The organism is Paracoccus sp. L-17 (assembly GCF_056857655.1).
Genome location: NZ_JBSXNM010000043.1, coordinates 134,989 through 161,224, shown reverse-complemented (window position 1 = coordinate 161,224; position 26,236 = coordinate 134,989). Strand labels below are relative to the sequence as shown.

Here is a 26,236-nt window from a genome sequence, read left to right as displayed (position 1 = left end):
GGGGCTTGTCCCCCGCCCGGCGGACGCGAACGCCGTCGCGGGACGCAAAAGGCGGTGACGCTGCCTCAGATTGCGCCGTGGCAATGCTTGAACTTCTTTCCCGAACCGCAGGGACAGATATCGTTGCGCGAGGGATTCCCCCAGGTCGCGGGATCGGCTTCGTCGAAACCCTCGACCAGCGGTTCGGGCTTGTCGGCATCGTCATCCGACCGATGTTCGTCGCCGTGCTCCATCGTCAGATGTTCCTGTCCCGTCTTCTGCTGCTCGACCATCTGGCGCAGCATTTCCTCGCGCTCTGCATCGGTCAGCGGGCGGATCTGGGCCAGACGCTGGGTCACGTCGAAGCGCAGCCCGTCCAGCAACGTCTCGAACAGCTGAAATGCCTCGGTCTTGTATTCCGACAACGGATCGCGCTGCGCGTAGCCGCGAAAGCCGACCACCGAACGCAGGTGTTCCAGCGTCACCAGATGGTCGCGCCATTTCTGGTCGATCATCTGCAACAGAACCTGCTTTTCGATATTGCGCATGTTCTCGGGCCCGAAACCCTGTTCCTTCTCGGCCATGTAGGTGTCGGTGGCTTGCTCGATCCGCTCGCGCATCGCCTCCTGATCGACGCCCTCCTCCTCGGCCCATTCGTCCACGGGAAGGTTCATGTTCAGCCGTTCCCGCACCGCCGCCTTCAGGCCCTCGGTATTCCACTGGTCGGCATAGGATTTCGGCGGCAGGAACTCGTCGACGATGTCCTCGATGACCTGATGGCGCATGTCGGCGGCGATCTCGCCGACCTCGTCGCTGTCCATGATCTCGCGGCGCTGGCTGAAGATGGCCCGGCGCTGATCGTTCATCACGTCATCGAATTTCAGCAATTGCTTGCGGATGTCGAAGTTTCGGCCCTCGACCTTGGCCTGGGCGCGTTCCAGCGACTTGTTCACCCAGGGGTGGATGATCGCCTCGCCTTCCTTCATGCCCAGGCTGGACAGCACCTTGTCCAGACGTTCCGACCCGAAGATCCGCATCAGGTCATCGTCCAGCGACAGGAAGAACAGCGACCGCCCGGGATCGCCCTGCCGGCCCGACCGGCCACGCAACTGGTTGTCGATGCGGCGGCTTTCATGGCGTTCGGTGCCAAGGACGAACAGCCCGCCCGCATCCAGGACGCGCTGCTTGTCGGCGGCGTGTTCGGCCTCGATCCGGGCGCGCAACTCGTCGGGGTTGGCGTCGGGATCGGCATTCAGCGCCTCCATCACCTTCATGTCGACATTGCCGCCCAGCTGGATGTCGGTGCCGCGGCCGGCCATGTTGGTGGCGATGGTGACGGTGCCGGGCTTGCCGGCATCGGCGACGATCTGCGCCTCGGCCTCGTGCTGGCGGGCGTTCAGGACGTTGTGGGGGATGCCGTCCTTTTGCAGCAGCGCCGACAGCATCTCGGATTTCTCGATGCTTGTGGTGCCGACCAGCGTCGGCTGGCCCTTGTCATGGGCCTCCTTGATCGCCTCGATCACGGCGCCGTATTTCTCGGTCGCGCTGCGATAGACGCGATCATGTTCGTCGAGGCGCTGGATCGGCCGGTTGGTGGGCACCTCGACCACGCCCAGCTTGTAGATTTCGGCGAATTCGTCGGCCTCGGTGCTGGCGGTGCCGGTCATGCCGGCCAGCTTGTCATAAAGGCGGAAATAGTTCTGGAAGGTGACGCTGGCCAGGGTCACGTTCTCGGGCTGAATCTCGACGCCCTCCTTGGCCTCGATCGCCTGATGCAGCCCGTCCGACAGGCGGCGGCCCTTCATCATCCGGCCGGTGAATTCGTCGATCAGCATCACCTCGCCGTCGCGAACCATGTAATGCTGGTCCTTCAGAAACAGCTTGTGGGCGCGCAGGGCCTGGCTGGCATGGTGGACGATGGTGGTGGATTCGGGGTCATAGAGGGTCTGGCCCTCGGGCAGAACACCGTCTTCCGACAGTTTCTGTTCCAGCAATTCGTTGCCTTCCTCGGTGAAGGTCGCATTGCGGGTCTTTTCGTCCAGCTTGTAATGTTCCTCGGTCAGCAACGGGATGTATTTGTCCAGCACGCGATACAGTTCGCTTCGGTCCTGCGACGGCCCCGAGATGATCAGCGGTGTCCGCGCCTCGTCGATCAGGATCGAATCGACCTCGTCCACGATGGCGAAATTGTGACCGCGCTGGACCATTTCCGCGACAGAGCCCTTCATGTTGTCGCGCAGATAATCAAAGCCCAGTTCGTTGTTCGTCGCATAGGTGACGTCGGCGGCGTATGCGTCGCGCTTTTCGGGTTCGGGCTGGAAGGGATAGACGACACCGGTGGTCATGCCCAGATGGGCAAAGACCTTGCTCATCCATTCGGCATCGCGCTTGGCCAGGTAGTCGTTGACGGTGACGATATGGACGCCCTTGCCGGACAGCGCGTTCAGATAGGCGGGGAAGGTGGCAACCAGGGTCTTGCCCTCGCCGGTCTTCATTTCGGCGATATTGCCCTGATGCAGGAAGATCCCGCCCATCAGCTGCACGTCGAAGGCGCGCAGGCCAAGCGCGCGGCGCGCCGCCTCGCGGCAATTGGCAAAGACCTCGGGCAGGATCGCGTCAAGGCTTTCGCCGTCCCTGACGCGGTTCTGGAACTCGCGGGTCTTCTCGATCAGCCCGTCATCGGACAGCGCCTTGAAATCCTCTTCCAGCGCGTTGATCCGGGCAACCAGCGGCCGGGTCGATTTAACCTTGCGGTCGTTTGGCGTGCCAAAGACCTTCTTCGCCATAGAACCAATGCCGAGCATGTCACCTTCGCAATCACGTTGTTGGGAAAGGCTGTCAGAAGCGGGCCACTTGCCCCCGCCTTCCGCATTGCCGTATCAGGGGGCCGAACGAAGCCGGCGGCGGCACCTTCCGCGTTCCGTGGGGATTTATGCCTCGTCCGCCTGACTGTCAACGCTGGCCCGGTCCCGGGATGGGGCCGCGCCGCGACATGCAAAGGAACTTCCATGCTGAAACGTTCGATTCTTGCGGCCGTCATCGCGGCGCCTCTGATGGTTCCCGCCCTTGCCATGGCGCAGGATCAGACCGCCGACACGGTCGTTGCCACCGTCAACGGACAGGACATCACGCTGGGCGAGATGATCGTGATGAAGCAGACCATGCAGCAGGATCCGCAGACCGCGAACATGCCCGACCAGGCACTCTGGGACATGATGCTGGACCAGTTGATCCGTCAGGCCGCCGTGGCCGAAACCGGCACCGAGAGCGCAGGCGTCCGCGCCCAGATCGAGTTGCAGAAACGCAACGTTCTGGCCGCCGAGGCAGTCGGCAAGATCGCCGAGCCGCAGCCCGGCGAGGACGAGGTCAAGGCCGCCTATGACAAGCTGTTCGGCAATGCCGAGGCGAAGACGGAATATTCGGCCGCCCATATCCTTGTCGACAGCGAGGACAAGGCAAAGGATCTGAAGAAGCAGCTGGATGAGGGCGCCGATTTCGGCAAGTTGGCCGAAGAGAATTCGACCGGTCCCAGCGGGCCGAACAAGGGCGATCTGGGCTGGTTCACCGCCGATCAGATGGTGCCGGAATTCTCGGACGCCGTGAAGGGGCTGGAAAAGGGCCAGGTCTCGGATCCGGTCCAGACGCAGTTCGGCTGGCATGTGATCAAGCTGAACGACACCCGCGTGAAGGAAGCCCCGAAGCTGGACGAGGTCAGGGATCAGGTGGTGCAGATGGTGCGGCGCCAGAAGGTCGAGGCGGCGATCGAAAAGATCACCTCGGATGCCAAGGTTGAAAAGACCGAAGGGCTGGATCCGGCGCTGCTGAACGAGACCGCCCTTCTGGACGCGCAATGATGGGCAAGGCGGGGCAACCTGTCTCGCCGCTGGCTCCGGCGCGCTTTCCCGATCTGCCGGTCATTGCCGGCGTCGAATTCGCCAGTGGCGCGGCCGGCGTCAAGTATCAGGGTCGCACGGATGTGACCCTGATCCGCATCGCGCCGGGATCCGCGATCGCCGGGGCCTTTACCCGGTCCTCGACGCGGGCTGCCTGCGTGCTGGACAACCAGGCCAAGCTGGCCTCGGGCGGCGACGCACCCGATGGCGCGGCGATCATCGTCAATTCCGGCAATGCCAATGCCTTCACCGGCGCGCGTGGGCAGGAATCGGTCGATGCCGTGACCGGCGCCGTGGCAAGCGCGCTGAACATGCCGGCAAGCCGGGTGTTTTCATCCTCGACCGGCGTGATCGGCGAGCCGCTGCCGCATGAACGCATCCTCGCGATCATCGACAACCTGAAGGCCGGGCTCAGCCGGCGCGGGATCGCCGATGCCGCGCGCGCGATCATGACCACAGATACCTTTCCCAAGGGGGCCTCGGCCATCCTGCCGGGCGAAGGCGGCGAGATCCGCATCGCCGGGATCGCCAAGGGGTCGGGCATGATCGCGCCCGACATGGCGACGATGCTGGTCTATCTGTTCACCGATGCCAAGATCGCGCCCGATCTGTTGCAACAGGCGCTGTCATCGGGGCTGGAGACGACCTTCAACGCGATCACGGTGGACAGCGATACCTCGACCTCGGACGCGCTGATTCTGGCCGCGACGAATCAAAGCACGGCCGCGCCGATCTCCTCGCTGGAGGATGTGGCCGGAATCGCCTTTGTCAACGCGCTGCACGATGTGATGCGCGATCTGGCGCATCAGGTGGTGCGCGACGGAGAAGGGGCGACGAAATTCGTCGAGATCCGGGTCACCGGCGCGGTGTCGGACGCCGAGGCCAGAACGATCGCGATGTCCATTGCCAATTCTCCGCTGGTCAAGACCGCCATCGCCGGCGAGGACGCCAATTGGGGCCGCATCGTCGCGGCCGTGGGAAAATCGGGGGCCGAGGCCGACCGCGACCGGCTGACGATCCGTTTTGGCGACATGGTTCTGGCCGAAAACGGCTGGCGCGCGCCCGATTACGACGAGGCGAAGACCAGCGCCTATATGAAGAACCAGGATTTGCTGATCGGCGTCGATCTGGGTCTGGGCCAGGGTTCGCGCACCGTCTGGACCTGCGACCTGACCCATGGCTATATCGACATCAACGCCGATTACCGGTCGTGAAGACCGTTCTGGTCGCCGCTGTCGCGCTGATCGACCCGGACGGGCGGGTGCTGCTGGCGCAGCGGCCCGAGGGCAAGTCGATGGCCGGGATGTGGGAATTTCCCGGCGGCAAGGTCGAGCCCGGCGAGACGCCCGAAGCCGCGCTGATTCGCGAATTGCACGAGGAACTGGGGATCGAGACGTGGAATTCCTGCCTCGCCCCGCTGACCTTTGCCAGCCATGCCTATGACGGTTTTCATCTGCTGATGCCGCTTTATGCCTGCCGCAAATGGCAGGGAATCGCCCGCCCCCAGGAGGGGCAGAGGCTGGCCTGGGCGCGGGCGCGTGATTTGCGCAGCTACCCCATGCCTCCGGCCGATATTCCCCTCATTCCGATGCTTCAATCGTGGCTTTGAGGCCGCATGTCGCCCGAAATCGATGAAAAACTGCATCCGAAAGTGCCAGATTCGGCAGTTGTTACTTCTTTCTTAACCATTTCGTGACAGCTTGGGGTCAGAGGCAGCAGAGGACTTGACATGATACGCACGATCTCGATCGGCGGATATATCCTGATCCAGGGGTTGTTCGAACGCATGATGCCGAATGGCAACGCCGTGGTTCGGGTCGGTTCGCGAACCTATGAGGGCAAGCCGGTCGGCGCTTGACGGCCCGCGACCGTGAAGGCCGGCCGATCCAATCAGAGAGACCGAGTCAGAAAAGGGCGGCCTTGGTGCCGCCCTTTTCCCGTTTTCCATACACAGGCGCGAAAGGCTACAGCTTGCGCTCGACCTCTTCCCGCTCGAAAATCTCGATGACATCGCCCGGACGGATGTCGTCGTAATTCTCGAAGGCCATGCCGCATTCCTGGCCGGACTGGACTTCCTTGACCTCGTCCTTGAACCGTTTCAGCGTCTTCAGCGTGCCTTCGTGAATGACCACGTTGTCGCGCAGCAGACGCACCCCGGCACTGCGGCGGGCAATGCCTTCGGTGACCAGGCAGCCCGCGACCTTGCCGACGCCCGTCACCTTGAAGACCTCGCGAATTTCGGCGTAACCGATGAAGTTTTCGCGAACCTCGGCCGAAAGCAGACCCGACGCCGCCGCCTTGATGTCATCCACGAGGTCATAGATGACCGAGTAATAGCGGATTTCGACGCCCTTCTGATTGGCGCCGTTGCGGGCGGGCGCGTTGGCGCGCACGTTGAAGCCGATCACGGGGGCATTGCTTGCCTCGGCCAGGCCGATATCGGATTCGGTGATCGCGCCGACGCCGTAATGCAGCACGCGGACGCGCACCTCATCGTTGCCGACCTTTTCCAGCGCCTGCACGATCGCCTCGGCCGAACCCTGCACGTCGGCCTTCACGACCACCGGCAGTTCGGCCACGCTTTCGTCGGCCTTGGCCTTGGCCATCAGCTGTTCCAGCGTGGTCGCGGCACCGGCGGCGGCGCGCTTGTCCTTGGCGGCCTGGCTGCGGTAATCGGCGATCTCGCGGGCCTGGGCCTCGGTGTCGACCACGTTCAGCACGTCGCCGGCCTCGGGCGTGCCGTTCAGGCCCAGCACTTCGACAGGGACCGAAGGACCGGCCTCTTCCACACGATCGCCCTTGTCGTTGATCAGCGCCCGGACCTTGCCCCATTGCTCGCCCACGACGAAGATGTCGCCGCGCTTCAGCGTGCCGTTCTGGACCAGAACCGTCGCCACCGGGCCGCGTCCCACGTCAAGCTGCGCCTCGATCACCGCGCCCTGTGCGGCGCGGTCGGGATTGGCCACCAGTTCCAGGATCTCGGACTGGAGTGCTATGGATTCCAGCAATTGATCCAGGCCCTGTCCGGTCTTGGCCGACACCTCGACATCCTGCACATCGCCTGACAGCTTCTCGACGACCACCTCGTGATGCAGCAGCGCGCTGCGCACCTTGTCGGGATCGGCGTCGGGCTTGTCGACCTTGTTGATCGCGATGATCATGGGGACGCCGGCCGCCTTGGCGTGATTGATTGCCTCGACGGTCTGCGGCATCACGGCGTCATCCGCCGCCACGACCAGCACGACGATATCGGTGACATTGGCGCCGCGCGCCCGCATCGAGGTGAAGGCGGCGTGGCCCGGCGTGTCGAGGAAGGTCAGAATCGCGCCCGAATCGGCCTTTACCTGATAGGCGCCGATATGCTGGGTGATGCCGCCGGCCTCGCCCGAGACGACGTTGGCATGGCGGATCGCGTCAAGCAGCGAGGTCTTGCCGTGGTCCACATGGCCCATGATCGTGATGATCGGCGGGCGCGGTTGCAGATCCTCGGCCTTGTCCTGAACCTGGTCGATGACCTGTTCGACATCGGAATCGCTGACGCGGACGGCCTTGTGCCCGAATTCCTCGATCACCAGTTCGGCGGTATCGGCGTCCAGCGGCTGATTCATGGACACCATCATGCCCATCTTCATCAACGACTTGACCACATCGGCGGCGCGTTCGGCCATGCGGTTGGCCAGTTCCTGCACCACGATGGTTTCCGGCAACTGCACGTCGCGCGCCACCTTTTCGGGGCGGGATTGCTGGCCCATCGCCTTCTGGCGGGCGCGTTCCTGCTTGCGCTTCATCGCCGCCATGGATCGCTGGCGGCCACCTTCGCCACCGCTCAGCGCCTGGTTCAGCGACAACTTGCCCGAGCGGCGGTTGTCGTCGCGACCGCCCTTTCCGCGCGCGTCGCCGCGATCAGCGCCGCGGTCGGCGCGGTCGCGGTCGGATTTGCGCGGTCCGCCGGCCGACACGCCCTTGGTCTCGGCGCGTGCGGCGGCAGCCTCGATGGCAGCCTGATCGGGCGTAGCGGCGGCGGTTGCCGGGGCCTTTTCCTTCTTCGGTTCGTCCTTGCGCCTGGCCTTTTCCTCGGCTTCGCGGGCGCGGCGGGCATCCTCTTCTTCCCTGGCCTTCAGGGCTTCCTCGCGTTCGCGATCCTCACGCTCCTTGGCCTCGATTTCGGCGCGGCGGCGTTCGCGTTCCTCCTCGCGGGCCTTTTCGTCGGCCTCTCGGGCGGCGGCCTCGTCGGCCTCGCGCGCCTTGGCGGCGGCAAGGGCCTTCAGGCGGCGCTCCATCTCGGCTTCCGAGATCCCGGCAGGGCGTCTGGACGGATCACCGGCATGTTTCGCGACGATGGGCGATTTCGGCTTGTCGCCAGCGCCGCCCTGCACGTTGGGGGTCTTTGGAACCACGACACGCTTGCGCTTGGTTTCCACCAGCACGCTCTTGGTGCGGCCATGGCTGAAACTCTGCTTGACCTGACCCGAGCGGCCGCTGCCGCCCAGCCCGAGGGTCGATTTTCCGTCTTTGTCGCTCATCTGCGTCTTCATTCCTTCCCGACGGCCGAATTGCCGCCGTCATGCCCGCGCAGACCCGTCAGTCTGCCGGCTTCCAAGATCACCTTGTCCGTCAGGCCACCCGCCGCAAGCGCGCCGTGTATGACATGATCGCGCCCGAAGGACAAACCCAATTCTGATGCGGTCAGGCAGCCGAACCAGCGCCCGCCGGTCGGCGTCCACAGCTTGCCCTTGCCGCGCTCCGAGCCGTCGCTGGCCTGAAGCAGAACCTTGGCCCGCCCCTCGGCCAGCCAGCCCTTGACCTTCTCGAACCCGGCCACCGCACGACCCGATTTGCGGGTCAGCGAAATCAGGTCCACGACGCGCCGCGCCAGACCGGCCTCGACCAGGTCCGCCAGGCCGTCCGGCGCCCCGACCCGGGCCCTGGCGCCGCGCGAGAAAAGCCCCTTCGCCGCCGCCTTTGCGATGGCGGCGCGGTCGGCCGTGACCCAGATGCCGCGGCCCGGAAGCTTTTCGGCCAGATCCGGCACCACCTGTCCGTCGGGACCGGCAACGAAACGGATCAGACCGGCCTTGGGCTGGACCTCGCCGGTGACGATGCAGCGCCTTTCGGGCTCATCTCGTTCCTTGATGCGACCACCGCGGCTCAAGCGGGACAATCCGGGGCGTCACGCCCCGGCCTCCTCTGCGGTTTCGCCTTCGGCCGTATTGGCAGACGCGGCGACCAGTTCGTCCGGATCGACCCAGCCCAGCATGACGCGGGCCGTCATCACCATCGTCTGCGCCTCCTCCAGCGAGACCTCGAAAGGCTCCAGAAGCCCCTCATCCTTGACGCGCTGGCCATTGACCGTGGTCCAGCCGCCGGCCAGTTCCCAATCGGCGCAAGTGGCAAAGTCTTCCAGCGTCTTCACGTCATCCTTTGCCAATGCCTCGACCATCTGGGGAGTGAGCCCCTCGAAGTCAATAAGGCTGTCCTCGGCACCCAGGGCGCGGGCATTCTCCAGTGCGGCCTTGGCGCGGGCTTCCAGCACGTCGCGGGCGCGCGCCTGCAATTCCTCGGCCGTGCCCTGGTCCACGCCGTCGATGGTCAGCAGCTCGTCCTGGTCGATATAGGCCACCTCTTCCAGATCGGTGAAGCCTTCGGCGACCAGAAGCTGCGCGAAGAATTCGTCCAGATCCAGCGCCTCCATGAACAGCGCGGTGCGGGCGTTGAACTCGGCCTGACGGCGCTTCGATTCCTCTTCCTCGGTCAGGATGTCGATATCCAGACCGGTCAGCTGGCTGGCCAGGCGAACATTCTGGCCGCGACGGCCGATGGCGAGGCTGAGCTGTTCATCCGGCACCACGACCTCGATCTTGTTGGCGTCCTCGTCGAAGACGACCTTGCTGACCTCGGCCGGTTGCAGGGCGTTCACGAGGAATGTCGCCTGATCATCGTTCCACGGGATGATGTCGATCTTCTCGCCCTGCAATTCGCCGACCACGGCCTGCACGCGAGAGCCACGCATCCCCACGCAGGCACCGACCGGGTCGATGCTGTTGTCATAGCTGATGACCGCGATCTTGGCGCGGCTGCCCGGATCGCGGGCCACGGCCTTGATCTCGATGATGCCATCGTAGATTTCCGGCACCTCCATCTTGAACAGTTCCGCCATGAATTGCGGATCGGTGCGCGACAGGAAGATTTGCGGCCCGCGGGTCTCGCGGCGCACGTCCTTGACATAGGCGCGGATGCGGTCGTTCGGGCGATAGCTTTCGCGGCCGATCTTTTCGTTGCGGCGCAGGATCGCCTCTCCACGACCGATGTCGACGATGATGTTGCCGTATTCCTCGCGCTTGACGATACCGTTGATGATCGTGCCGGCGCGGTCCTTGAATTCCTCGTATTGGCGGTCGCGTTCGGCCTCGCGGACCCGTTGCAGGATCACCTGCTTGGCCGATTGCGCGGCGATGCGGCCCAGATCGACGGGCGGAACCTGCTCCTCGAACACGTCGCCGGGCTGCGGCGCGCCCGAGAAATCCTCGATCGCGGCACCATCGCGGATCCAGAGGGCGCGCCCGTCCCCGGGCGCCTCGAAATAGGGTTTGGCCTGCGCCGGGGTAAGCTGCGCCTGATAATTCTCAAGCTCTTCCTCGTCCACGACGGTCCGGGCGCGGGTGAAGGTGGCATTGCCGGTCTTGCGGTCGATCTTGACGCGGATGTCCATCTCGGACCCGTAGCGCGACTTGGCGGCGCGGGCGAGGCTGTCCTCCATCGCCTCGATGACCAGTTCCGGCTCGATCATCTTCTCGCGCGCGACCGCCTCGGCGGTTTGCAGAAGTTCCAGCTGATTGGCAGAGGTGATCGCCATCACTTACTCCTTGGTATCGGCGCGCTCGGCGCCCTCGTTTTCGTCGGTTCCGCCATCGTCTTCGGTTTCCACCGCGTCAAAGGCGCTTTCGTCCAGGTTGTCGATCGCGATTCCGGCCTCTTTCTTCTGGCGCAGCATTTCGCGGATCAGTTCGTCCGTCAGCACCAGTTTCGCATCCGAGAGCCAGTCGAAATTCAGCCCGATCGTCTGGATCTCGCCGGCCTCTTCGATGTTCAGCAGAACCTCGTCGCCCGCATCGCCCGATTCGACGCCCGCCAGCACGCCCTTCCAGCGTTTGCGGCCGTCGATCGGCTGGTTCGTCTCCAGCTTGGCCTCATAGCCCTCGAAGGTCGCGAAATCCTTCAGCCGGGTCAGCGGCCGGTCGATTCCGGGGCTGCTGACCTCCAGGTGATAGGCGTCCTCGATCGGATCCTCGACATCCAGCGTGGCACTGACCGCGACCGAGATGTCGCCGCAATCCTCCACGTTGATGCCGCCTTCCGGCCGGTCGGCCATGATCTGCAAGGTCGCTGTCTTGCCGCCTTGCAGACGCACGCGCACCAGCTCGAAGCCCAGATCCTCGATCACCGGGGTGATGATCTCGGCCAGGCGCCGGTCAATGGCGGTCTTGGCGATCAGGTCGTTCGACATGGCGTCCTTCGGATGGAAAAAAGGGCCCGCAGCGGGCCCAAGCAGAAGCGTCCGGTGGGCAGGGGGTGGAAGCCTGCACCGCTGTCAAGCAGGCATATAGACCCCTGAGGCGGGGATTGCAAGCGGGGCGTGTCAGACCCCGCCGGCACCCGGATTGTCCTGCCAGATGCGCCAGTTCAGCGCCGCCGCCACGCATAGCCAGGCAAGATAGGGCAGCAGCATGACCGCGGCCACCGCGTCCAGCCGGAAAGCCAGCGTGACCAGCGCCGCCACGACCAGCCACAGCACCGCCATGACAGCCATCGCGAACCCCATCCGGTGGGCGCCGAAGAAGACCGGCGTCCACAGCGTGTTCAGGGCTATCTGCGCGGCCCACAGCGCCATGACGATGCCGTTTCGGGGCAGAACGGCCAGTCGCGCGGCGGCCCAGGCCAGAAGCAGGTAGATCACGCTCCAGGCGACGGGAAAGACCCATTTCGGCGGCGTGAAGGCGGGCTTTGCCAATCCTTCGTACCAATCGCCGGGCTTGAACACCATGCCTGTCGCGGCGGCCGCCAGACAGGCAATCAGAAAGATCGCGAACAGCATCCTAATCCTCTCGCTGGTTCCGGTCGCGCAACGCATCCATGACGCGCAGCAATTCGGCCGAGATTCCGGGTTCCGACAAAGCATGCCCCGAGGCTGGAACGATCCGCAGATCGCAATTCGCCCATCCCTGCGCCAGATCATGCGCGCCAAGCGGCGGGCAGACCATGTCATATCGGCCCTGCACGATCACCGCCGGCAGGTGTTCGATCAGATGCCGATCCTCCAGCAACTGATTCTCGCTCAGGAAGCAGCCATTCATGAAATAGTGGTTTTCCAGCCGGGCAAAGGCGCGGGCATAATCGGCGGGCGCGTGGCTGACGGGCGCGGCCTGCAAGCCGGCCAGCGCGTTTTCCCACATCAGCCAGGGCAGGGCGTAGCGACCCTGCCGGCCCTGATCGTCGGAAAACAGGCGGCGGTGATAGGCCGCGATCATGTTCCCGCGCTCGGCTTCGGGGATCGGGTCCTGGAACCGCCGCCACAGATCGGGAAAGAAACGGCCCGCGCCGCCGCCATAGAACCAATCCAGCTCGGTCCGGCGGCCAAGAAAGACGCCGCGCAGCACGAGCCCGGTCACCCGGTCAGGATGCGCCTGCGCATAGGCCAAAGCCAGCGTCGCGCCCCAACTGCCGCCGAACAGCAGCCAGTCGGCCAGCCCCAGCGTCTCGCGGATCATTTCCATATCCGCGATCAGGTGCTGCGTGGTGTTCGCCCGAACCGAGGCCGAGGGGCGCGAGCGTCCGCAGCCGCGCTGGTCGAACAGGACGACGCGGTAGTGGCTGGGATCGAAGAAGCGGCGCATGAAAGGGCTGCAACCGCCGCCCGGACCGCCATGCAGGACAATGACGGGGCGGCCTTCGGGATTGCCGTATTGTTCCACATACAGCCGGTGGCCGTCGCCGACATCCAGCATCCGGTGGTCATAGGGCTCGCCCGAGGGATGCAGGCGGTCCCGTGATGCGGCGATTTGTTCTGCCAATCGGTCCATCTCCACATTATAAGGCCAGAAGCAACCGGCTGCCAGAAGGACAGGACCAGATGACCAGCATCGATCAGGGCGAGATCGCCAAATTCGAGGCGATGGCCGCCGAATGGTGGGATCCGAAGGGCAAGCTCAGGCCGCTGCACATGATGAATCCGGTGCGGCTGGACTATCTCACCGCGCAGATCGCGGCCGAGTTCGGTCGCGATCTGCGCGGGGCGCGTCCGTTCGGCGATCTGCGGGTGCTCGATATCGGCTGCGGCGGTGGGCTGGTGGCCGAACCCATGGCACGGCTGGGTGCCTCGGTCACGGGTGCGGATGCGGCCAGCGGAAACATCGAGGTGGCGCGGCTTCACGCCGAGGGGCAGGGGCTGGACATCAGCTATCACGTCACCACGGCCGAGGCCCTGGCCCAGGACGGCGAGGTCTTCGACGCGGTGCTGGCGCTGGAAATCGTCGAGCATGTCGCCGATCCGGCGGCTTTCCTGGCGACCTGTCAGGCGTTGGTCAGGCCGGGCGGGCTGGTCATCCTGTCCACGCTGAACCGCACCGCGCGCAGTTTCGGTGCCGCGATCATCGGCGCGGAATGGGTGATGCGCTGGCTGCCGCGCGGCACGCATGACTGGCAACGCTTCATCACCCCCGACGAACTGGGCGCGATGGCCGCGGCCTGCGGCCTCGAGGTCGCGGACCGCAAGGGCATGGTCTTCAACCCGATCGGATTCGGCTGGTCGCTGTCGGATCGCGATCTGTCGGTGAATTACCTGCTGACGGCCCGGCGTCCGGCCTAGCCGCGCAGGGTTCGCCAGAGCGACAGCGCCGCATCGGACAGATCGCCGATCCGGGCCATCAGATGTTCCCGCTCCAGCCCGCCGGCGGCATCGGCGCGGTCCAGGCGGTCCAGCATCCGCATCAGGCGGCGGCGATGGGTGCCGGTGACAAGCTGGATCGGATCCGCGATCAGCCCGGCGAAGGTCGTCACCAGCGAGGCCGTGATCGCAAGGGCCAGCCCGGTCGCGACGACCTGCCAGGGCGACAGCTCGACCGGGAAGACCGAATACCAGACCCCGCCCAGTCGCGACCCCAGGGTGAAATCGCGCAAGGCCTCGGCCTCGGCCCGCATCCGCGCAACCGGGCCTGCCAGCGACATGATACCGGGCGTTGCGCGGTGAAACAGCAGCAGCCCCGCGCCCAGCACGATCAGCGATGTGGTGATCTCGGCCACGGCGTTGCGGATCTCGGCATGGGCCTCGATCCGGGCGCGGGTCAGGTCGGGCGGCGCGTCCGGCCCGATTCCCCGCGCATCCAGATCGGCCACGAAAGCCTGGAGATCGGCCGTGATCCGTCGCGCGACGTTCGAGGTCAGGAAAATGCGCCGCGCCGCCAGCCAGGCGCCCGCCCGCCTTGCACCGAGACGGCTGAGCAGCGCGGCAGCCAGCCGCAGGATCAGGAAGACCGGCGACAGCGCCACATTGACGGGCGCGCGCAGCAGATCCCAGCCAAGCGCCTGGCGATGCAGCGCAAGCGTGCCCCGCAGCCCGTATCGGGCGCGGACAAAGCGCCTGACAGCGGCGAGGCGTTCGGCGGACTGGATCATGGGCCGATTCTAGCCGGCGCCGGCCGACGCGACCATGACAATCGCGCGCACCGGCAGCCGCTTGCAGCCCGCCTGCCGCCTTCCTATAGAGGCAGGCATGGATTTTGCGGCCTTCTCCTTTCGAATTAGCGGCCCGGCGGCGTAAGATATCGCGCCGTCGGGATTGCCCTGAGCCGAATCCTGAATGCCCGACAAAGGAACGTCCGCCGATGAGCGCCGATACCAAAGCCCCCGACGCGCCCGACTACCGCGATACCGTCTTCCTGCCGCAGACCGATTTCCCGATGCGGGCGGGCCTGCCCGCCCGCGAACCCGAATGGCTGGCCCGCTGGGCGCGGATCGGCATCTACGACGCCTTGCGAAAGGCGTCCGATGGCCGCGCGCCCTTCATCCTGCATGACGGCCCGCCCTATGCGAACGGCAACCTGCATATCGGCCATGCGCTGAACAAGGTGCTGAAGGATTTCATCGTCCGCAGCCAGCAGATGATGGGCCGCGATGCACGCTATGTTCCCGGCTGGGATTGCCACGGCCTGCCGATCGAATGGAAGATCGAGGAACAATATCGCCAGAAGGGACAGGACAAGGACAAGGTCGATATCGTCGAGTTCCGGCAGGAATGCCGCCGCTTTGCCGATCACTGGATCGACGTGCAGCGGGACGAGTTCAAGCGTCTGGGCATCACCGGCAAGTGGGACGATCCCTACCTGACGATGAATTTCCACGCCGAGGCGGTGATCGCGGCCGAGTTCATGAAACTGCTGATGAATGGCAGTCTCTATCAGGGCAGCAAGCCGGTGATGTGGTCGCCGGTCGAGAAGACCGCGCTGGCCGAGGCCGAGGTCGAATATCACGACCACACCAGCCACACGATCTGGGTGCGGTTTAACATCTTGGCCGACAGTGCAGGTGGGGCGGTTGACCCATCTCGGCCTAGCATTCAGCAAGCACCCGAGGGTTTGGGCGACCTTGTGCACGCTTCAATCGTGATTTGGACCACAACACCTTGGACGATACCGCAGAATCGTGCTGTCGCTTATAATCCAGGTATCGCTTATGGACTTTATCAAGTTGACGAACTCGCCGAGAACTCCACTGCCAGCAGTGGCGAACGGCTTGTGCTGGCTGACGCGCTTGCGAACAGCGTAAAAGCGTCTGCCAAGATTCAAAAATGGACGCGCATTCGTGACGTCGTGTCCGCGGAATTAGACGGTTTAACGCTTTCCCACCCTCTTCGCGAAGTTGAGGGCGCAGAAAAGGAATGGGACTATCTTGTCCCTATGCTGCCCGGCGATCACGTCACCGACGACGCGGGCACCGGCTTTGTCCACACCGCGCCCAGCCATGGCGATGACGACTATCAGCTATATCTAAAGTTTCGAGATCTGCACCCGCAGCTGAAGATGACCTATAATGTCGAGCCGGACGGAACCTATCGCGCCGATCTGCCGATCTTTGGCGGCGAGGCGATTGTCCAGCCCGACGGCAAGGACGGGCCGGCAAATGTCAGCGTCATCAAGAACCTTGCTTGGGCCGGCAAGCTGCTGGCCAAGGGCAAGATCAAGCATTCCTATCCCCATAGCTGGCGGTCCAAGGCCCCGTTGATCTATCGCAACACGCCGCAATGGTTCGCCGCCATCGACAAGCCGCTGGATGACGGCATGGGCGAATACGGCGCCTCGATCCGTGCCCGCGCGCTGACCAGCATCGACAAGCTGGTGACCTGGACGCCACAGACCGGACGCAACCGGATCCATTCCATGGTCGAGAACCGGCCGGACTGGGTGCTGTCGCGCCAGCGCGCCTGGGGCGTGCCGCTGACCTGTTTCGTGAAGACGGGCGCCAAACCCGATGCGCCCGATTTCCTGCTGCGCGACAGCCGCGTCAACGACCGCATCGTGGCCGCGTTCGAGGCCGAGGGCGCGGATGTCTGGTATCGCCAAGGCTTCAAGGCCCGGATGCTGGACGGCGTGGCCGACCCCGACGATTACGATCAGGTCATGGACGTGCTGGATGTCTGGTTCGACAGCGGCTCGACCCATGCTTTCGTCATACGCGACCGCGCCGATGGCAGCCCCGATGGCATCGCCGATCTGTATCTGGAAGGCACCGACCAGCATCGCGGCTGGTTTCAGTCCTCGCTGTTGCAGGCCAGCGCCACCAGGGGACGCGCGCCCTACAAGGGCGTGTTGACGCATGGCTTCACCCTGGACGAGAAGGGCATGAAGATGTCCAAGTCGCTGGGAAACACGATCGTGCCTGCCGAGGTGGTCGATCAATATGGCGCCGATATCCTGCGGCTCTGGGTGGCACAGGTCGATTACACCGCCGACAGCCGCATCGGCCCCGAGATCCTGAAAGGCACCGCCGACAGCTATCGCCGGCTGCGCAACACGCTGCGATTCCTGCTGGGTGCGCTGGACGGTTTCGACGAGGCGGAAAAGGTCGATCCGTCCCAGATGCCCGAGCTTGAGCAATGGGTGCTGCACCGGCTGGCGCAGCTGGATCACGCCGTGCGCCGGGGCTATGACGCCTATGATTTCCAGGGCGTGTTCCAGACCCTGTTCCAGTTCTGCACCGTCGATCTGTCGGCCTTCTATTTCGACATCCGCAAGGACGCGCTGTATTGCGACGCGCCGGACAGCATTCGCCGGCGTGCGGCCCGGACGGTGCTGGACATCCTGTATCATCGCCTGGTGACATGGCTGGCGCCGATCCTGCCCTTCACGACCGAGGATGTCTGGTTGTCGCGCTTCCCGTCCGAGGCCGACAGCGTGCATCTGCACGACTTCCCCGTGACGCCGGCCGATTGGCTGAACGAGCCCCTGGCCGCGAAATGGGATCACCTGCGCCGCGCCCGCCGTGTCGTGACCGCCGCGCTGGAGATCAGGCGGGCCGACAAGACCATCGGCGCCAGTCTGGAGGCCGCCCCGGTCGTCCATGTCGAGGATCCCGAGATGCTGGCGGCGCTGAAATCCGTGCATTTCGCCGATATCTGCATCACCTCGGATATGGTCCTGACCGCCGATCCCGCCCCGAACGAGGCATTCCGCATGGCCGAGGCGCCCGGCCTGGGCGTCGTCTTCGAACGCGCCGAGGGCGAGAAATGCCAGCGTTGCTGGAAAATTCTGCCCGATGTCGGGACGCATGACCATGCGGGTGTATGCGCGCGCTGCGACGCGGTGCTGGACGGGGCATGAGCGAAAGGCGAGCCGCGCCCTGGCGCGGATTGGCGGTCGCGGGCGGATCCCGCCGCGCGATCGTTCGTCCGGATGCCGCGGGTCCGATCCGGGCGGAATGCAGGGGCCGGGCCGCAAGACAAAGGAGAGAGACCAGATGTATCAACCCGATTCCCACCGCTACGACCGGATGACCTATCGCCGCTGCGGGCGCTCGGGTCTGAAACTGCCCGCGATCAGCCTGGGGCTCTGGCACAATTTCGGCCATGACACACCGCATCAGACAAAGCGCGACATCTGTCGCAAGGCTTTCGATCTGGGCATCACCCATTTCGATCTGGCGAACAATTACGGGCCGCCGCCGGGAAGCGCGGAAGAGGCGTTCGGCGAGATCCGGCGTCAGGATTTCGCGGGTCTTCGCGATCAGATGATCGTCAGTTCCAAGGCCGGTTATCCGATGTGGGACGGCCCGTATGGCGATTGGGGCAGCCGCAAGTCGCTGATCGCTTCCTGCGACCAGTCGCTGAGGCGAATGGGCCTGGATTACGTCGACATCTTCTATTCGCACCGCTTCGATCCCGACACGCCGCTGGAGGAAACCATGGGCGCGCTGGACCATATCGTGCGGTCGGGCCGGGCGCTCTATGCCGGGATTTCCAGCTATAACAGCCAGCGCACGGCCGAGGCGGCGGCGATCCTGAAGGATCTGGGCACCCCCTGCGTGATCCACCAGCCCAGCTACAACATGCTGAACCGCTGGATCGAGAATGACGGTCTGCTGGAAACGCTGGACGATCTGGGCATTGGCAGCATCGTCTTCACGCCGCTGGCGCAGGGAATGCTGACGAAGAAATATCTGAACGGCATCCCGCAGGACAGCCGCGCAGCGCAGGGCAAGTCGCTGTCGCAGGACTGGCTGTCGGACGACATGATCCGCCGCCTGCGCGGCCTGAATGATCTGGCGGCCGAACGCGGGCAGTCGCTGGCGCAGATGGCCGTTGCCTGGGTTCTGCGCGGCGGGCGCGTCACCAGCGCGTTGATCGGCGCATCGCGGCCGTCCCAAGTCGAGGATTGCGTGGGCGCGTTGCAGAACACCGACTTCACCGAGGCCGAGTTGGCGCGAATCGACGACTTGTCGGCGGGCGGCGACGTGAACATCTGGGCGCGGTCCTCGGAAGGGGCGGGCGAGGAATAGGGCTCAGACCAGCCACCAGCCCTTCTTCCTCAACTGGTTGCGAATCGGCTGCTCCTTCGTGGGCAAGGCCCGCCGGTCGAACATGGTCCGCACCTTTTCGCGTCCCTTGCCCTGATAGATCAGCCGTTTCGCGGGCGTCCATTCGCGCAGACGCTTCTTGATCCGGCGATGCGCGACCGCGGCTTCCAGCACCTCGACAGCGGTGTCGGATTGCTTGGCGTAAAGCAGCGGCAGGTTGCGGTAATGGCAGGTCACAGCGCCATCGAGCCCGGCGAGGTCCGGGCCCGGACGGCCGCCGCCGAAACTGTGGATGACCAGCGGCAGCACGATCTGGTCCAGCCAGGGATCGAGGCTCTGGCAGGCCAGCGCGTCTCCCGGTTCATCGCGCACCGCCAGCGCCCAGTCGCGGAACCGCGCGCCGAATTCGACCGGATCCGCGCCATGGAACCAGCCCGCGTTGAAATAGAGATAGCGTTCCCAATGTTCGTCCGGCTGCGACAGATCGAGGCTTGGCATCAGGTCCAGGCCGAACCGGTCATATAGCGATTTCCAGATACCGTGATAGCCGGGGCCGTAGATCGGCGGTATCGGCCATGTGCCCTCGCGCCGCATCGAGGCCGAGGGGCGCGAGAAATCGAACGCGACGCGGTCCAGCGGGCCGGTGATCAGCGTATCGGTATCCAGAAACAGGAACGGCTCGCCGGCGGGCAGCACTTTCAGCGCCTCGATCTTGTTGCCATGAGGATAGGAGGCGCCGAAGTGCCGGGCGGTGAAGGGCAGGATTTCGGCGCCCAGCCAGTCCAGCACCTCGCGCGTTTCGGGCGCGATCAGGGTTTCATGGCCTTCCCACGCGCCCTCGGGCTGCGGCTCGGCGATCAGCAGGCGGCCGGTCCAGCCGGGTGCCGAATGGCGCAGGCTGGCGGCCAGGATCATCGCCTCGTATTCCAGCCGTCCGGCCTGCGCGACGATCAGCAGATTTGGCGTCGCCGCACAAGCAGGGGCGGGAACCGGGTCACGCGCGGCCCCGGTCATCAGGCGGCTCGAGCCAGAGGATCGAGGACGGCTTGCTGCGGGCGGTGCAGGCGGGCCCGGCCGGGCGCGAAGTCAGCCGCACGCCCGGTCCCCGCCGGGTTGGCGGCCATGGCCGGCGCCGGATCGCCCGATCCCGGATCGCGCGCAGCCAGAGCCAGAACAGTCAGCGCCGCCGCGAGTTCGGCCTTGGACAAGGGTTGCTTGCAATCGTCCCGCATCACGACCGAGATGCCCGCGCCACGCAGGGCCCGCAACATGAAATGCGAGGTCGAGCATCGCGGATAATGCCAGATCGTGTCGATGCCGGACATGGATTTCCTTGCCGTTTGCGAAGACCTATCCCGGCGGTCAGGGGATGGGAAGGGCCGTGGTCGTCTTGATCTCTTCCATCGACAGCAGCGCGGTCACGTTGTGAATCTTCACCTCGCCGATCAGCGACTGATAGAACCGGTCATAGGCCCGCGCGTTGCGCACCTGCACCTTGAGGATATAGTCGATATCGCCCGCCAGCCGGTGCGCCTCGATCACTTCGGGACGCTCGCGCAGGGCGCGCAGGAACCGCGCGGCCCAGTCCCTGTCATGTTCGCTGGTGCGGATCAGCACGAAGAAACAGGCTTCCAGACCCAGGGCCTCGGGATCCAGCAGCGTCACCTGCCCGCGGATGACGCCCGCTTCGCGCAGCTTCCGGATCCGGTTCCAGACAGGGGTCTTGGACGCGCCCACCCGCTCGGCAATCTGATCCAGCGGCAGGCTGGCATCCTCTTGCAGCAGGGACAGGATTTTCCGATCCACATCATCCAGGCGGACGGACGTTCGGGTAGAAGGGCCTTTATCAAGCGTTTTTTCTGGCATTGGGCTTCCTTCTGGCAGCATGTCCTTATTTTCCCCGGCCTATCGCAAAGATCCAGAACAAAATTCTATATTGTGAGAGGAAAACGAAAGGGCCGAATCCATGAGCAAAGCCTTTACCCCAAGCGCCGCGAGGCCAGGCGTCATCACCGCAAACGACCTGCGCGAAGGTCACAACGTGTGGATGAGCGATGCCGGCTGGTCCCCCGATCCGGCGCAGGCGACCCTGTACGAGGACGAGGCGATCGCCGAACTGGCCCTGCTGAAGGCGATCGGCCAGTCCGATCGGGTCGTCGGCCCCTATCTGGTCGAGGCCAGACGCGGCCCCAACGGCCCCGAGCCCGTGCATTTCCGCGAGGCGTTCCGCCAGACCGGTCCATCCAACTATGTTCACGGAATTCAAGCCAGAAAGTCGGAAGCCAATCATGTTTGACATCCGCCCCGTCGAAACCGATTACGTTCGCCACCGCGCGGCGCAGTTCCGCGACCAGGTCGCGCGCCGCCTGGATGGCAGCCTGACCGAAGACGAATTCAGGCCGCTGCGGCTGATGAACGGCGTCTATCTGCAATTGCACGCCTACATGCTGCGCGTGGCGATTCCCTACGGCACGATCCGTCCCGACCAGATGCGGGTCCTGGCCGATCTGGCGCAGGATTATGACAAGGGCTATGGCCACTGGACCACGCGCCAGAACATCCAGTTCAATTGGCCCAAGCTGGTCGAGATTCCGGACATGCTGGACCGGCTTGCCGAGGTCGGGATGCACGCCATCCAGACTTCGGGCAACACGATCCGCAACGTCACGACCGACGCCTTCGCCGGCGCCGCCGCGGACGAGGTGACCGATCCGCGTCCCTATGCTGAATTGCTGCGCAGCTGGTCCACCGACCATGCCGAATTCCAGTTCCTGCCGCGCAAGTTCAAGATCGCCATTTCCGGCGGCGCCAAGGATCGCGCCATCGTGGCCTCTCACGACATCGGATTGCGGTTGATCCGGCGCGACGGCCAGACCGGTTTCGAGGTCTGGGTGGGCGGCGGACTGGGCCGGACGCCGCTTCTGGGCCAGGTGATCCGCGACTTCCTGCCGGAAGAAGAACTGTTGCCCTATATCGAGGCGATCATCGCGACCTATAACCTGTCCGGCCGGCGCGACAACAAATACAAGGCGCGGGTCAAGATCACCGTGGCCGAGCGCGGGCTGGACGTGTTCAGGGCCGAGACCGAGGAGGAATTCGCGCGCCGGCGCCAGGCCTTCCTGGGCGCCGATCGCGAGGCGCTGGCGATCTTTCGCGACCGCTTCGCCGCGCCGGCCTTCCGCACCGCGCCGGTCGCGGGCTACGAGGCGCAGCGTCAGGCAAATCCGGCCTTCCGCAGCTGGACCGACACCAACGTCAAGGCTCACAAGGTCGACGGCTATGCCAGCGCGATCGTCACCTTCAAGGCGCCGGGCCAGACGCCGGGCGACGCCTCGGCCGGACAGATGCGCCTGCTGGCCGATCTGGCCGAGCGCTTTGGCCATGCCGATCTGCGGGTCATGCACGACCAGAACGTCGCGCTGCCCCATGTCCACAAATCCGATCTGCCCGACCTGTATCTGGCCCTGCGCCAGGCCGGGCTGGCCACGGCCAATGCCGGGTTGACCAGCGATATCATCGCCTGCCCCGGAATGGATTACTGCACCCTGGCCACCGCGCGGTCGATCCCCATCGCCGAGGAAATCGCGGATCATTTCCGCGCCGCCGGGCTGGAAAACGAAATCGGCAACCTGAACATCCGCATCTCGGGCTGCATCAATGCCTGCGGCCACCACCACCTGGGCCATATCGGCATCCTGGGACTGGACCGCGCGGGCGTCGAGAATTACCAGATCACGCTGGGCGGCGATGCCTATGACATTCCGGCCATCGGCCAGCGTGCCGGCGCGGGTTTTCCTGCCGAAGAGGTCGTGCCTGCCATCGACCGCCTGCTGCGCGCCTATCTGGAGCTTCGCGAGGACGAGACCGAGCGTTTCATCGACGCCTATCGCCGCCTTGGGCCCGTGCCGTTCAAGGCCGCGCTCTATCCCGAGACGGCGGATGCTTGACCACGGCCTCGACACACGTGCGGGGCGGCTGAACGACCGGTATCGGCACCATGCCGCGACCGAGGTTCTGCGCCGTGCCGTCACCGACCCCGATCTGGGGCGGGTCGCACTGGTTTCGTCCTTCGGGGCGGAATCGGTGGTCCTGCTGCACATGATCAGCGTCGTATCGCCCGGCCTGCCCGTCCTGTTCATCGATACGCAGATGCTGTTTTCGGAAACGCTGGACTATCAGCGCGCGGTTTCGGCCCGGCTGGGTCTGACCGATGTGCGGGTGATCGGCGCCAGCGACGCCGAGGTCGCGCGCCACGATCCCGACGGCACCCTGCACCAGGTCGATCCCGATGCCTGCTGCAATTTCCGCAAGTCCCTGCCGCTGGAGGCTGCGCTGTCCGGTTTCGACGCATGGATCACCGGCCGAAAGCGGTTCCAGAATGGTCAGCGTTCCGCCCTGGACTTTTTCGAACCCGAGGCCCCGTCGCGGTTGCGCGTCAACCCGCTGGCCCATTGGCGCCCCGAAGACGTGCAGGACTACATGATCGAGAACAACCTGCCGCGTCATCCGCTTGTCTCGAAGGGTTATCCGTCCATCGGTTGCGCGCCCTGCACCTCGCCCGTCGGGCCGGGCGAGGATCCCCGCGCCGGCCGTTGGCGCGGCCGTGACAAATCCGAATGCGGCATTCACTTCATTGGCGGGCGCATGGTCCGCGGAAAGGTTTCGGCATGACCGAGCAGTTGAACAGCGAACAAATCCTCGTCCGCGATGACGGCTTTCACCCGCTGGACATCGCCGCCGAGGTGACGCTGGCACCCGACACCACGCCCGAGGAACTGGTCGATCATCTGCATCGGGCCGTGATCGCCGTCGATTTTCCGACATTCTCGGATGGGCGCGGCTTCTCGCTGGGTCGCCGTCTGCGCGAGATAGGGTTCACCGGGCGTCTGCGTGCGACCGGCCGCCTGATCGCGGATCAATACGCCATGGCCCGTCGCGTGGGCTTTGACGAGGTGCAGATCGCCCCGGACATCGCAGCCCGCCAGCCGGCCCAACAATGGCTGGCCCGCGCCGATTGGAAGGACTGGGACCACCGCGCGCGCCTTGCAGGCTGATCCGGCCTTTCGGCGCGACGCCAAATCCCTTAAGACATTCAGGAAAGAAGACATGACGCTGGACCTGACCGTGGCCGATGCTGCCCCGAAACCTGCCAAGACGCTTGCCGACGCGCAGACCGTGACCGCCGTGAAACACTGGACGGACAGCCTTTTCTCGTTCCGCGTGACGCGGCCCGCCAGCCTGCGCTTCCGCTCGGGCGAATTCGTGATGATCGGGCTTCCGGGCGATAACGGCAAGCCGATCCTGCGGGCCTATTCCATCGCCTCGCCCAACTGGGATGACGAACTGGAATTCTATTCCATCAAGGTGCCCGACGGCCCGCTGACTTCGCGGCTGCAACATATCCGGCCCGGCGATCAGATCATCCTGCGGCCGAAACCCGTGGGGACGCTGGTCCTCGACGCATTGCTGCCGGGCAGACGGCTGTGGTTTCTGGCCACCGGCACCGGCGTCGCGCCCTTTGCCTCGCTGATGCGCGATCCCGAAACCTACGAGCGCTACGAGCAGGTCGTGATGATGCATACCTGCCGCACGGCGGAGGAACTGACCTATGGCCGCGAGCTGGTCGGGGACCTGAGGAATGATCCGCTTCTGGGCGAAATCTACGGCGAGGATTTCGCCGATCGACTGCTTTACTACCCCACGACCACCCGCGCGGAATCGCCGCGGATGGGCCGGATCACCGACAACATCACCTCGGGGAAGGTCTTCGAGGATCTGAACCTGCCGCCGATCTCGCCCGGAACGGATCGCGCGATGATCTGTGGCAGCCTGGCCTTCAACGTCGATGTGAAGGCGGTGCTGGAAGGCTTCGGCCTGCACGAGGGCGCCAATTCCGAACCGAAGGAATTCGTGGTCGAAAAGGCTTTTGTCGGCGACGGTGTCTGAGGGGCAGCCTCCGCGGCGTCTCTGTTGCTCAAATACCCTCAAGGGGGGCCGGGGGACAGAATGTCCCCCGGCCGTCGCGGGACGCGGATCAGAAGAACGCCTGCAACCCGGTGATCGCGCGGCCAAGGATCAGCGCGTGGATGTCGTGCGTGCCCTCGTAGGTGTTCACCGTTTCCAGGTTCGCCATGTGTCGCATGACCTGATATTCCTCGGAAATCCCGTTGCCGCCATGCATGTCGCGCGACCACCGCGCAATCTCCAGCGCCTTGCCGCAATTGTTGCGCTTGACGATCGAGATCATCTCGGGGGCGGCCTGCGCCTGATCCAGCAGCCGGCCGACGCGCAGGCTGGCTTGCAGGCCCAGGGAAATCTCGGTCATCATGTTGGCCAGTTTCAACTGGTGCAGTTGCGTCTGCGCCAGCGGCTTGCCGAATTGCCGACGGTCCAGCCCGTATTGGCGCGCCGCGTGAAGGCAGAACTCGGCCGCGCCCATCACCCCCCAGGATATGCCATAGCGCGCTCGGTTCAGGCAGCCGAACGGCCCCTTCAGACCCTCGACGCCGGGCAGCAGCGCGTCCTCGCCCACCTCGACGCCATCCATCACGATTTCGCCGGTGATCGAGGCGCGCAGGGACAGCTTGCCGCCGATCCTGGGCGCCGACAGCCCCTTCATGCCCCTGTCCAGCACGAATCCCCTGATCTTGCCGCCATGGGCGTCCGATTTCGCCCAGACGACGAAAACATCGGCGATGGGCGAATTCGAGATCCACATCTTCGATCCCGACAGCACATAGCCGCCATCGGTCTTCTTCGCGACCGTCTTCATGCCCCCCGGATCCGAGCCCGCATCGGGTTCGGTCAGGCCGAAACAGCCGATCCATTCGCCCGAGGCCAGTTTCGGCAGGTATCTGCGACGCTGTGCGTCGCTGCCATAGGCGTGGATCGGATACATCACCAGCGAGGATTGCACCGACATCATGCTGCGATAGCCCGAATCGACCCGCTCGACCTCGCGCGCGATCAGCCCGTAGGCCACGTAGGATGCGCCGATGCCGCCGAATTCCTCGGGGATGGTGACGCCCAGCAACCCCATCTCTCCCATTTCGCGAAAGATGTCGGGGTCGGTCGTCTCGTCACGATAGGCGGCGATGACGCGGCCTTGCAGCTTGTCCTGGGCATAGGCCCGGGCCGCGTCGCGCAGCATCCGTTCCTCTTCGCTCAGTTGATCCTCCAGCCGGAACGGATCTTCCCAGTCGAACCGGACCGGAACCGGGCTATCCTTGGCTGCCATCGCGTCTTCTCCTGCATCTGCCTGACCGATCTCTAGCCTGCGGGATGAAAGGCTGGCAATGGCGCCA

Annotated in this window: 24 protein-coding genes; 12 read left to right on the top strand and 12 right to left on the bottom strand. The window is 64.8% G+C overall.

All coding sequences use genetic code 11. The annotated features are described in order from the left end of the window. Positions 1-65 precede the first annotated feature (65 nt). Positions 66-2,783: a preprotein translocase subunit SecA gene (gene secA, locus AC13CR_RS14160; protein ID WP_446236618.1), complete on the bottom strand. Its 2,718-nt coding sequence runs from the start codon at positions 2,781-2,783 to the stop codon at positions 66-68. A gap of 204 nt (positions 2,784-2,987) precedes the next feature. Between secA and AC13CR_RS14155 the strand changes: the two genes are divergently transcribed. The 4 genes from AC13CR_RS14155 (at position 2,988) to AC13CR_RS14140 (ending at position 5,730) form a co-directional block, all read left to right on the top strand. Further along, on the top strand, positions 2,988-3,833 hold the full coding sequence (locus tag AC13CR_RS14155) for a peptidylprolyl isomerase (protein ID WP_292954625.1): 846 nt from the start codon (positions 2,988-2,990) through the stop codon (positions 3,831-3,833). After that, a complete protein-coding gene (gene argJ, locus AC13CR_RS14150; RefSeq protein ID WP_414692154.1) occupies positions 3,830-5,086 on the top strand; it encodes a bifunctional glutamate N-acetyltransferase/amino-acid acetyltransferase ArgJ in 1,257 nt (418 codons plus the stop codon). Before AC13CR_RS14155 ends, argJ begins: the two co-directional genes overlap by 4 nt. Then, positions 5,083-5,481 carry a (deoxy)nucleoside triphosphate pyrophosphohydrolase gene (locus AC13CR_RS14145; RefSeq protein WP_292954622.1) on the top strand — a complete coding sequence of 133 codons (399 nt, stop codon included), beginning with the start codon at positions 5,083-5,085 and terminating at the stop codon, positions 5,479-5,481. The genes argJ and AC13CR_RS14145 overlap by 4 nt, the downstream gene beginning before the upstream one ends. Positions 5,482-5,601: 120 nt before the next feature. Next, positions 5,602-5,730 carry a hypothetical protein gene (locus AC13CR_RS14140; protein ID WP_292954619.1) on the top strand — a complete coding sequence of 43 codons (129 nt, stop codon included), beginning with the start codon at positions 5,602-5,604 and terminating at the stop codon, positions 5,728-5,730. A 106-nt stretch (positions 5,731-5,836) separates the two neighbouring features. On the opposite strand, the gene infB is transcribed toward AC13CR_RS14140, so the two are convergent. From infB to pip, 6 genes are all read right to left on the bottom strand, one after another. After that, positions 5,837-8,395, bottom strand: coding sequence for a translation initiation factor IF-2 (gene infB, locus AC13CR_RS14135; RefSeq protein WP_292954616.1), 2,559 nt, complete (start codon positions 8,393-8,395; stop codon positions 5,837-5,839). A gap of 8 nt (positions 8,396-8,403) precedes the next feature. Further along, positions 8,404-9,024 (bottom strand): RNA-binding protein, encoded by a 621-nt coding sequence (locus AC13CR_RS14130; protein WP_292954613.1) that lies wholly within the window; start codon positions 9,022-9,024, stop codon positions 8,404-8,406. A gap of 18 nt (positions 9,025-9,042) precedes the next feature. Further along, on the bottom strand, positions 9,043-10,725 hold the full coding sequence (gene nusA / locus AC13CR_RS14125) for a transcription termination factor NusA (RefSeq protein ID WP_292954610.1): 1,683 nt from the start codon (positions 10,723-10,725) through the stop codon (positions 9,043-9,045). Positions 10,726-10,728: 3 nt separating this feature from the next. Then, positions 10,729-11,376 (bottom strand): ribosome maturation factor RimP, encoded by a 648-nt coding sequence (gene rimP / locus AC13CR_RS14120; protein ID WP_292954607.1) that lies wholly within the window; start codon positions 11,374-11,376, stop codon positions 10,729-10,731. Positions 11,377-11,508: 132 nt separating this feature from the next. Further along, positions 11,509-11,964: a tryptophan-rich sensory protein TspO gene (gene tspO / locus AC13CR_RS14115; RefSeq protein WP_292954604.1), complete on the bottom strand. Its 456-nt coding sequence runs from the start codon at positions 11,962-11,964 to the stop codon at positions 11,509-11,511. A 1-nt stretch (position 11,965) separates the two neighbouring features. Next, on the bottom strand, positions 11,966-12,949 hold the full coding sequence (gene pip, locus AC13CR_RS14110; protein ID WP_292954601.1) for a prolyl aminopeptidase: 984 nt from the start codon (positions 12,947-12,949) through the stop codon (positions 11,966-11,968). A 50-nt stretch (positions 12,950-12,999) separates the two neighbouring features. Between pip and ubiG the strand changes: the two genes are divergently transcribed. Then, positions 13,000-13,734, top strand: a complete 735-nt coding sequence (gene ubiG, locus AC13CR_RS14105; RefSeq protein ID WP_292954598.1) for a bifunctional 2-polyprenyl-6-hydroxyphenol methylase/3-demethylubiquinol 3-O-methyltransferase UbiG — start codon at positions 13,000-13,002, stop codon at positions 13,732-13,734. Here the strand turns inward: ubiG and AC13CR_RS14100 are convergent. Beyond that, a complete protein-coding gene (locus AC13CR_RS14100) occupies positions 13,731-14,540 on the bottom strand; it encodes a DUF6635 family protein (RefSeq protein ID WP_292954595.1) in 810 nt (269 codons plus the stop codon). The genes ubiG and AC13CR_RS14100 overlap by 4 nt on opposite strands. 209 nt (positions 14,541-14,749) lie before the next feature. Between AC13CR_RS14100 and ileS the strand changes: the two genes are divergently transcribed. Continuing rightward, positions 14,750-17,740 carry an isoleucine--tRNA ligase gene (gene ileS, locus AC13CR_RS14095; protein WP_482900894.1) on the top strand — a complete coding sequence of 997 codons (2,991 nt, stop codon included), beginning with the start codon at positions 14,750-14,752 and terminating at the stop codon, positions 17,738-17,740. 136 nt (positions 17,741-17,876) lie between these two features. Further along, positions 17,877-18,914 (top strand): L-glyceraldehyde 3-phosphate reductase, encoded by a 1,038-nt coding sequence (gene mgrA, locus AC13CR_RS14090; RefSeq protein ID WP_292953468.1) that lies wholly within the window; start codon positions 17,877-17,879, stop codon positions 18,912-18,914. 3 nt (positions 18,915-18,917) lie between these two features. On the opposite strand, the gene AC13CR_RS14085 is transcribed toward mgrA, so the two are convergent. Genes AC13CR_RS14085 through AC13CR_RS14075 form a run of 3 tightly spaced genes read right to left on the bottom strand, consistent with a single transcriptional unit; the run spans position 18,918 to position 20,798 of the window. Beyond that, positions 18,918-19,946 carry a hypothetical protein gene (locus AC13CR_RS14085; protein WP_292953465.1) on the bottom strand — a complete coding sequence of 343 codons (1,029 nt, stop codon included), beginning with the start codon at positions 19,944-19,946 and terminating at the stop codon, positions 18,918-18,920. After that, positions 19,946-20,257, bottom strand: coding sequence for a thioredoxin domain-containing protein (locus AC13CR_RS14080; RefSeq protein WP_292953462.1), 312 nt, complete (start codon positions 20,255-20,257; stop codon positions 19,946-19,948). The genes AC13CR_RS14085 and AC13CR_RS14080 overlap by 1 nt, the downstream gene beginning before the upstream one ends. 37 nt (positions 20,258-20,294) lie before the next feature. Next, the gene (locus AC13CR_RS14075; protein WP_482900893.1) at positions 20,295-20,798 is read right to left on the bottom strand and encodes an Lrp/AsnC family transcriptional regulator; all 504 of its coding nucleotides are present in this window, start codon (positions 20,796-20,798) and stop codon (positions 20,295-20,297) included. A gap of 100 nt (positions 20,799-20,898) precedes the next feature. Between AC13CR_RS14075 and AC13CR_RS14070 the strand changes: the two genes are divergently transcribed. From AC13CR_RS14070 to AC13CR_RS14050, 5 genes are read left to right on the top strand one after another with little or no spacing between them, the layout of a single operon-like run. Next, on the top strand, positions 20,899-21,228 hold the full coding sequence (locus AC13CR_RS14070) for a DUF2849 domain-containing protein (protein WP_292953456.1): 330 nt from the start codon (positions 20,899-20,901) through the stop codon (positions 21,226-21,228). Then, on the top strand, positions 21,221-22,879 hold the full coding sequence (locus tag AC13CR_RS14065; protein WP_482900892.1) for a nitrite/sulfite reductase: 1,659 nt from the start codon (positions 21,221-21,223) through the stop codon (positions 22,877-22,879). Before AC13CR_RS14070 ends, AC13CR_RS14065 begins: the two co-directional genes overlap by 8 nt. After that, positions 22,872-23,603, top strand: coding sequence for a phosphoadenylyl-sulfate reductase (locus AC13CR_RS14060; protein WP_292953450.1), 732 nt, complete (start codon positions 22,872-22,874; stop codon positions 23,601-23,603). The genes AC13CR_RS14065 and AC13CR_RS14060 overlap by 8 nt, the downstream gene beginning before the upstream one ends. Further along, positions 23,600-23,986: a DUF934 domain-containing protein gene (locus AC13CR_RS14055; RefSeq protein WP_292953447.1), complete on the top strand. Its 387-nt coding sequence runs from the start codon at positions 23,600-23,602 to the stop codon at positions 23,984-23,986. The genes AC13CR_RS14060 and AC13CR_RS14055 overlap by 4 nt, the downstream gene beginning before the upstream one ends. A 52-nt stretch (positions 23,987-24,038) precedes the next feature. Further along, positions 24,039-24,878, top strand: a complete 840-nt coding sequence (locus tag AC13CR_RS14050) for a ferredoxin--NADP reductase (protein WP_292953444.1) — start codon at positions 24,039-24,041, stop codon at positions 24,876-24,878. Positions 24,879-24,966: 88 nt separating this feature from the next. Here the strand turns inward: AC13CR_RS14050 and AC13CR_RS14045 are convergent, their stop codons facing one another. Continuing rightward, complete coding sequence (locus AC13CR_RS14045; protein WP_292953441.1) at positions 24,967-26,169, bottom strand: acyl-CoA dehydrogenase; 1,203 nt, start codon at positions 26,167-26,169, stop codon at positions 24,967-24,969. Positions 26,170-26,236: the final 67 nt, after the last annotated feature.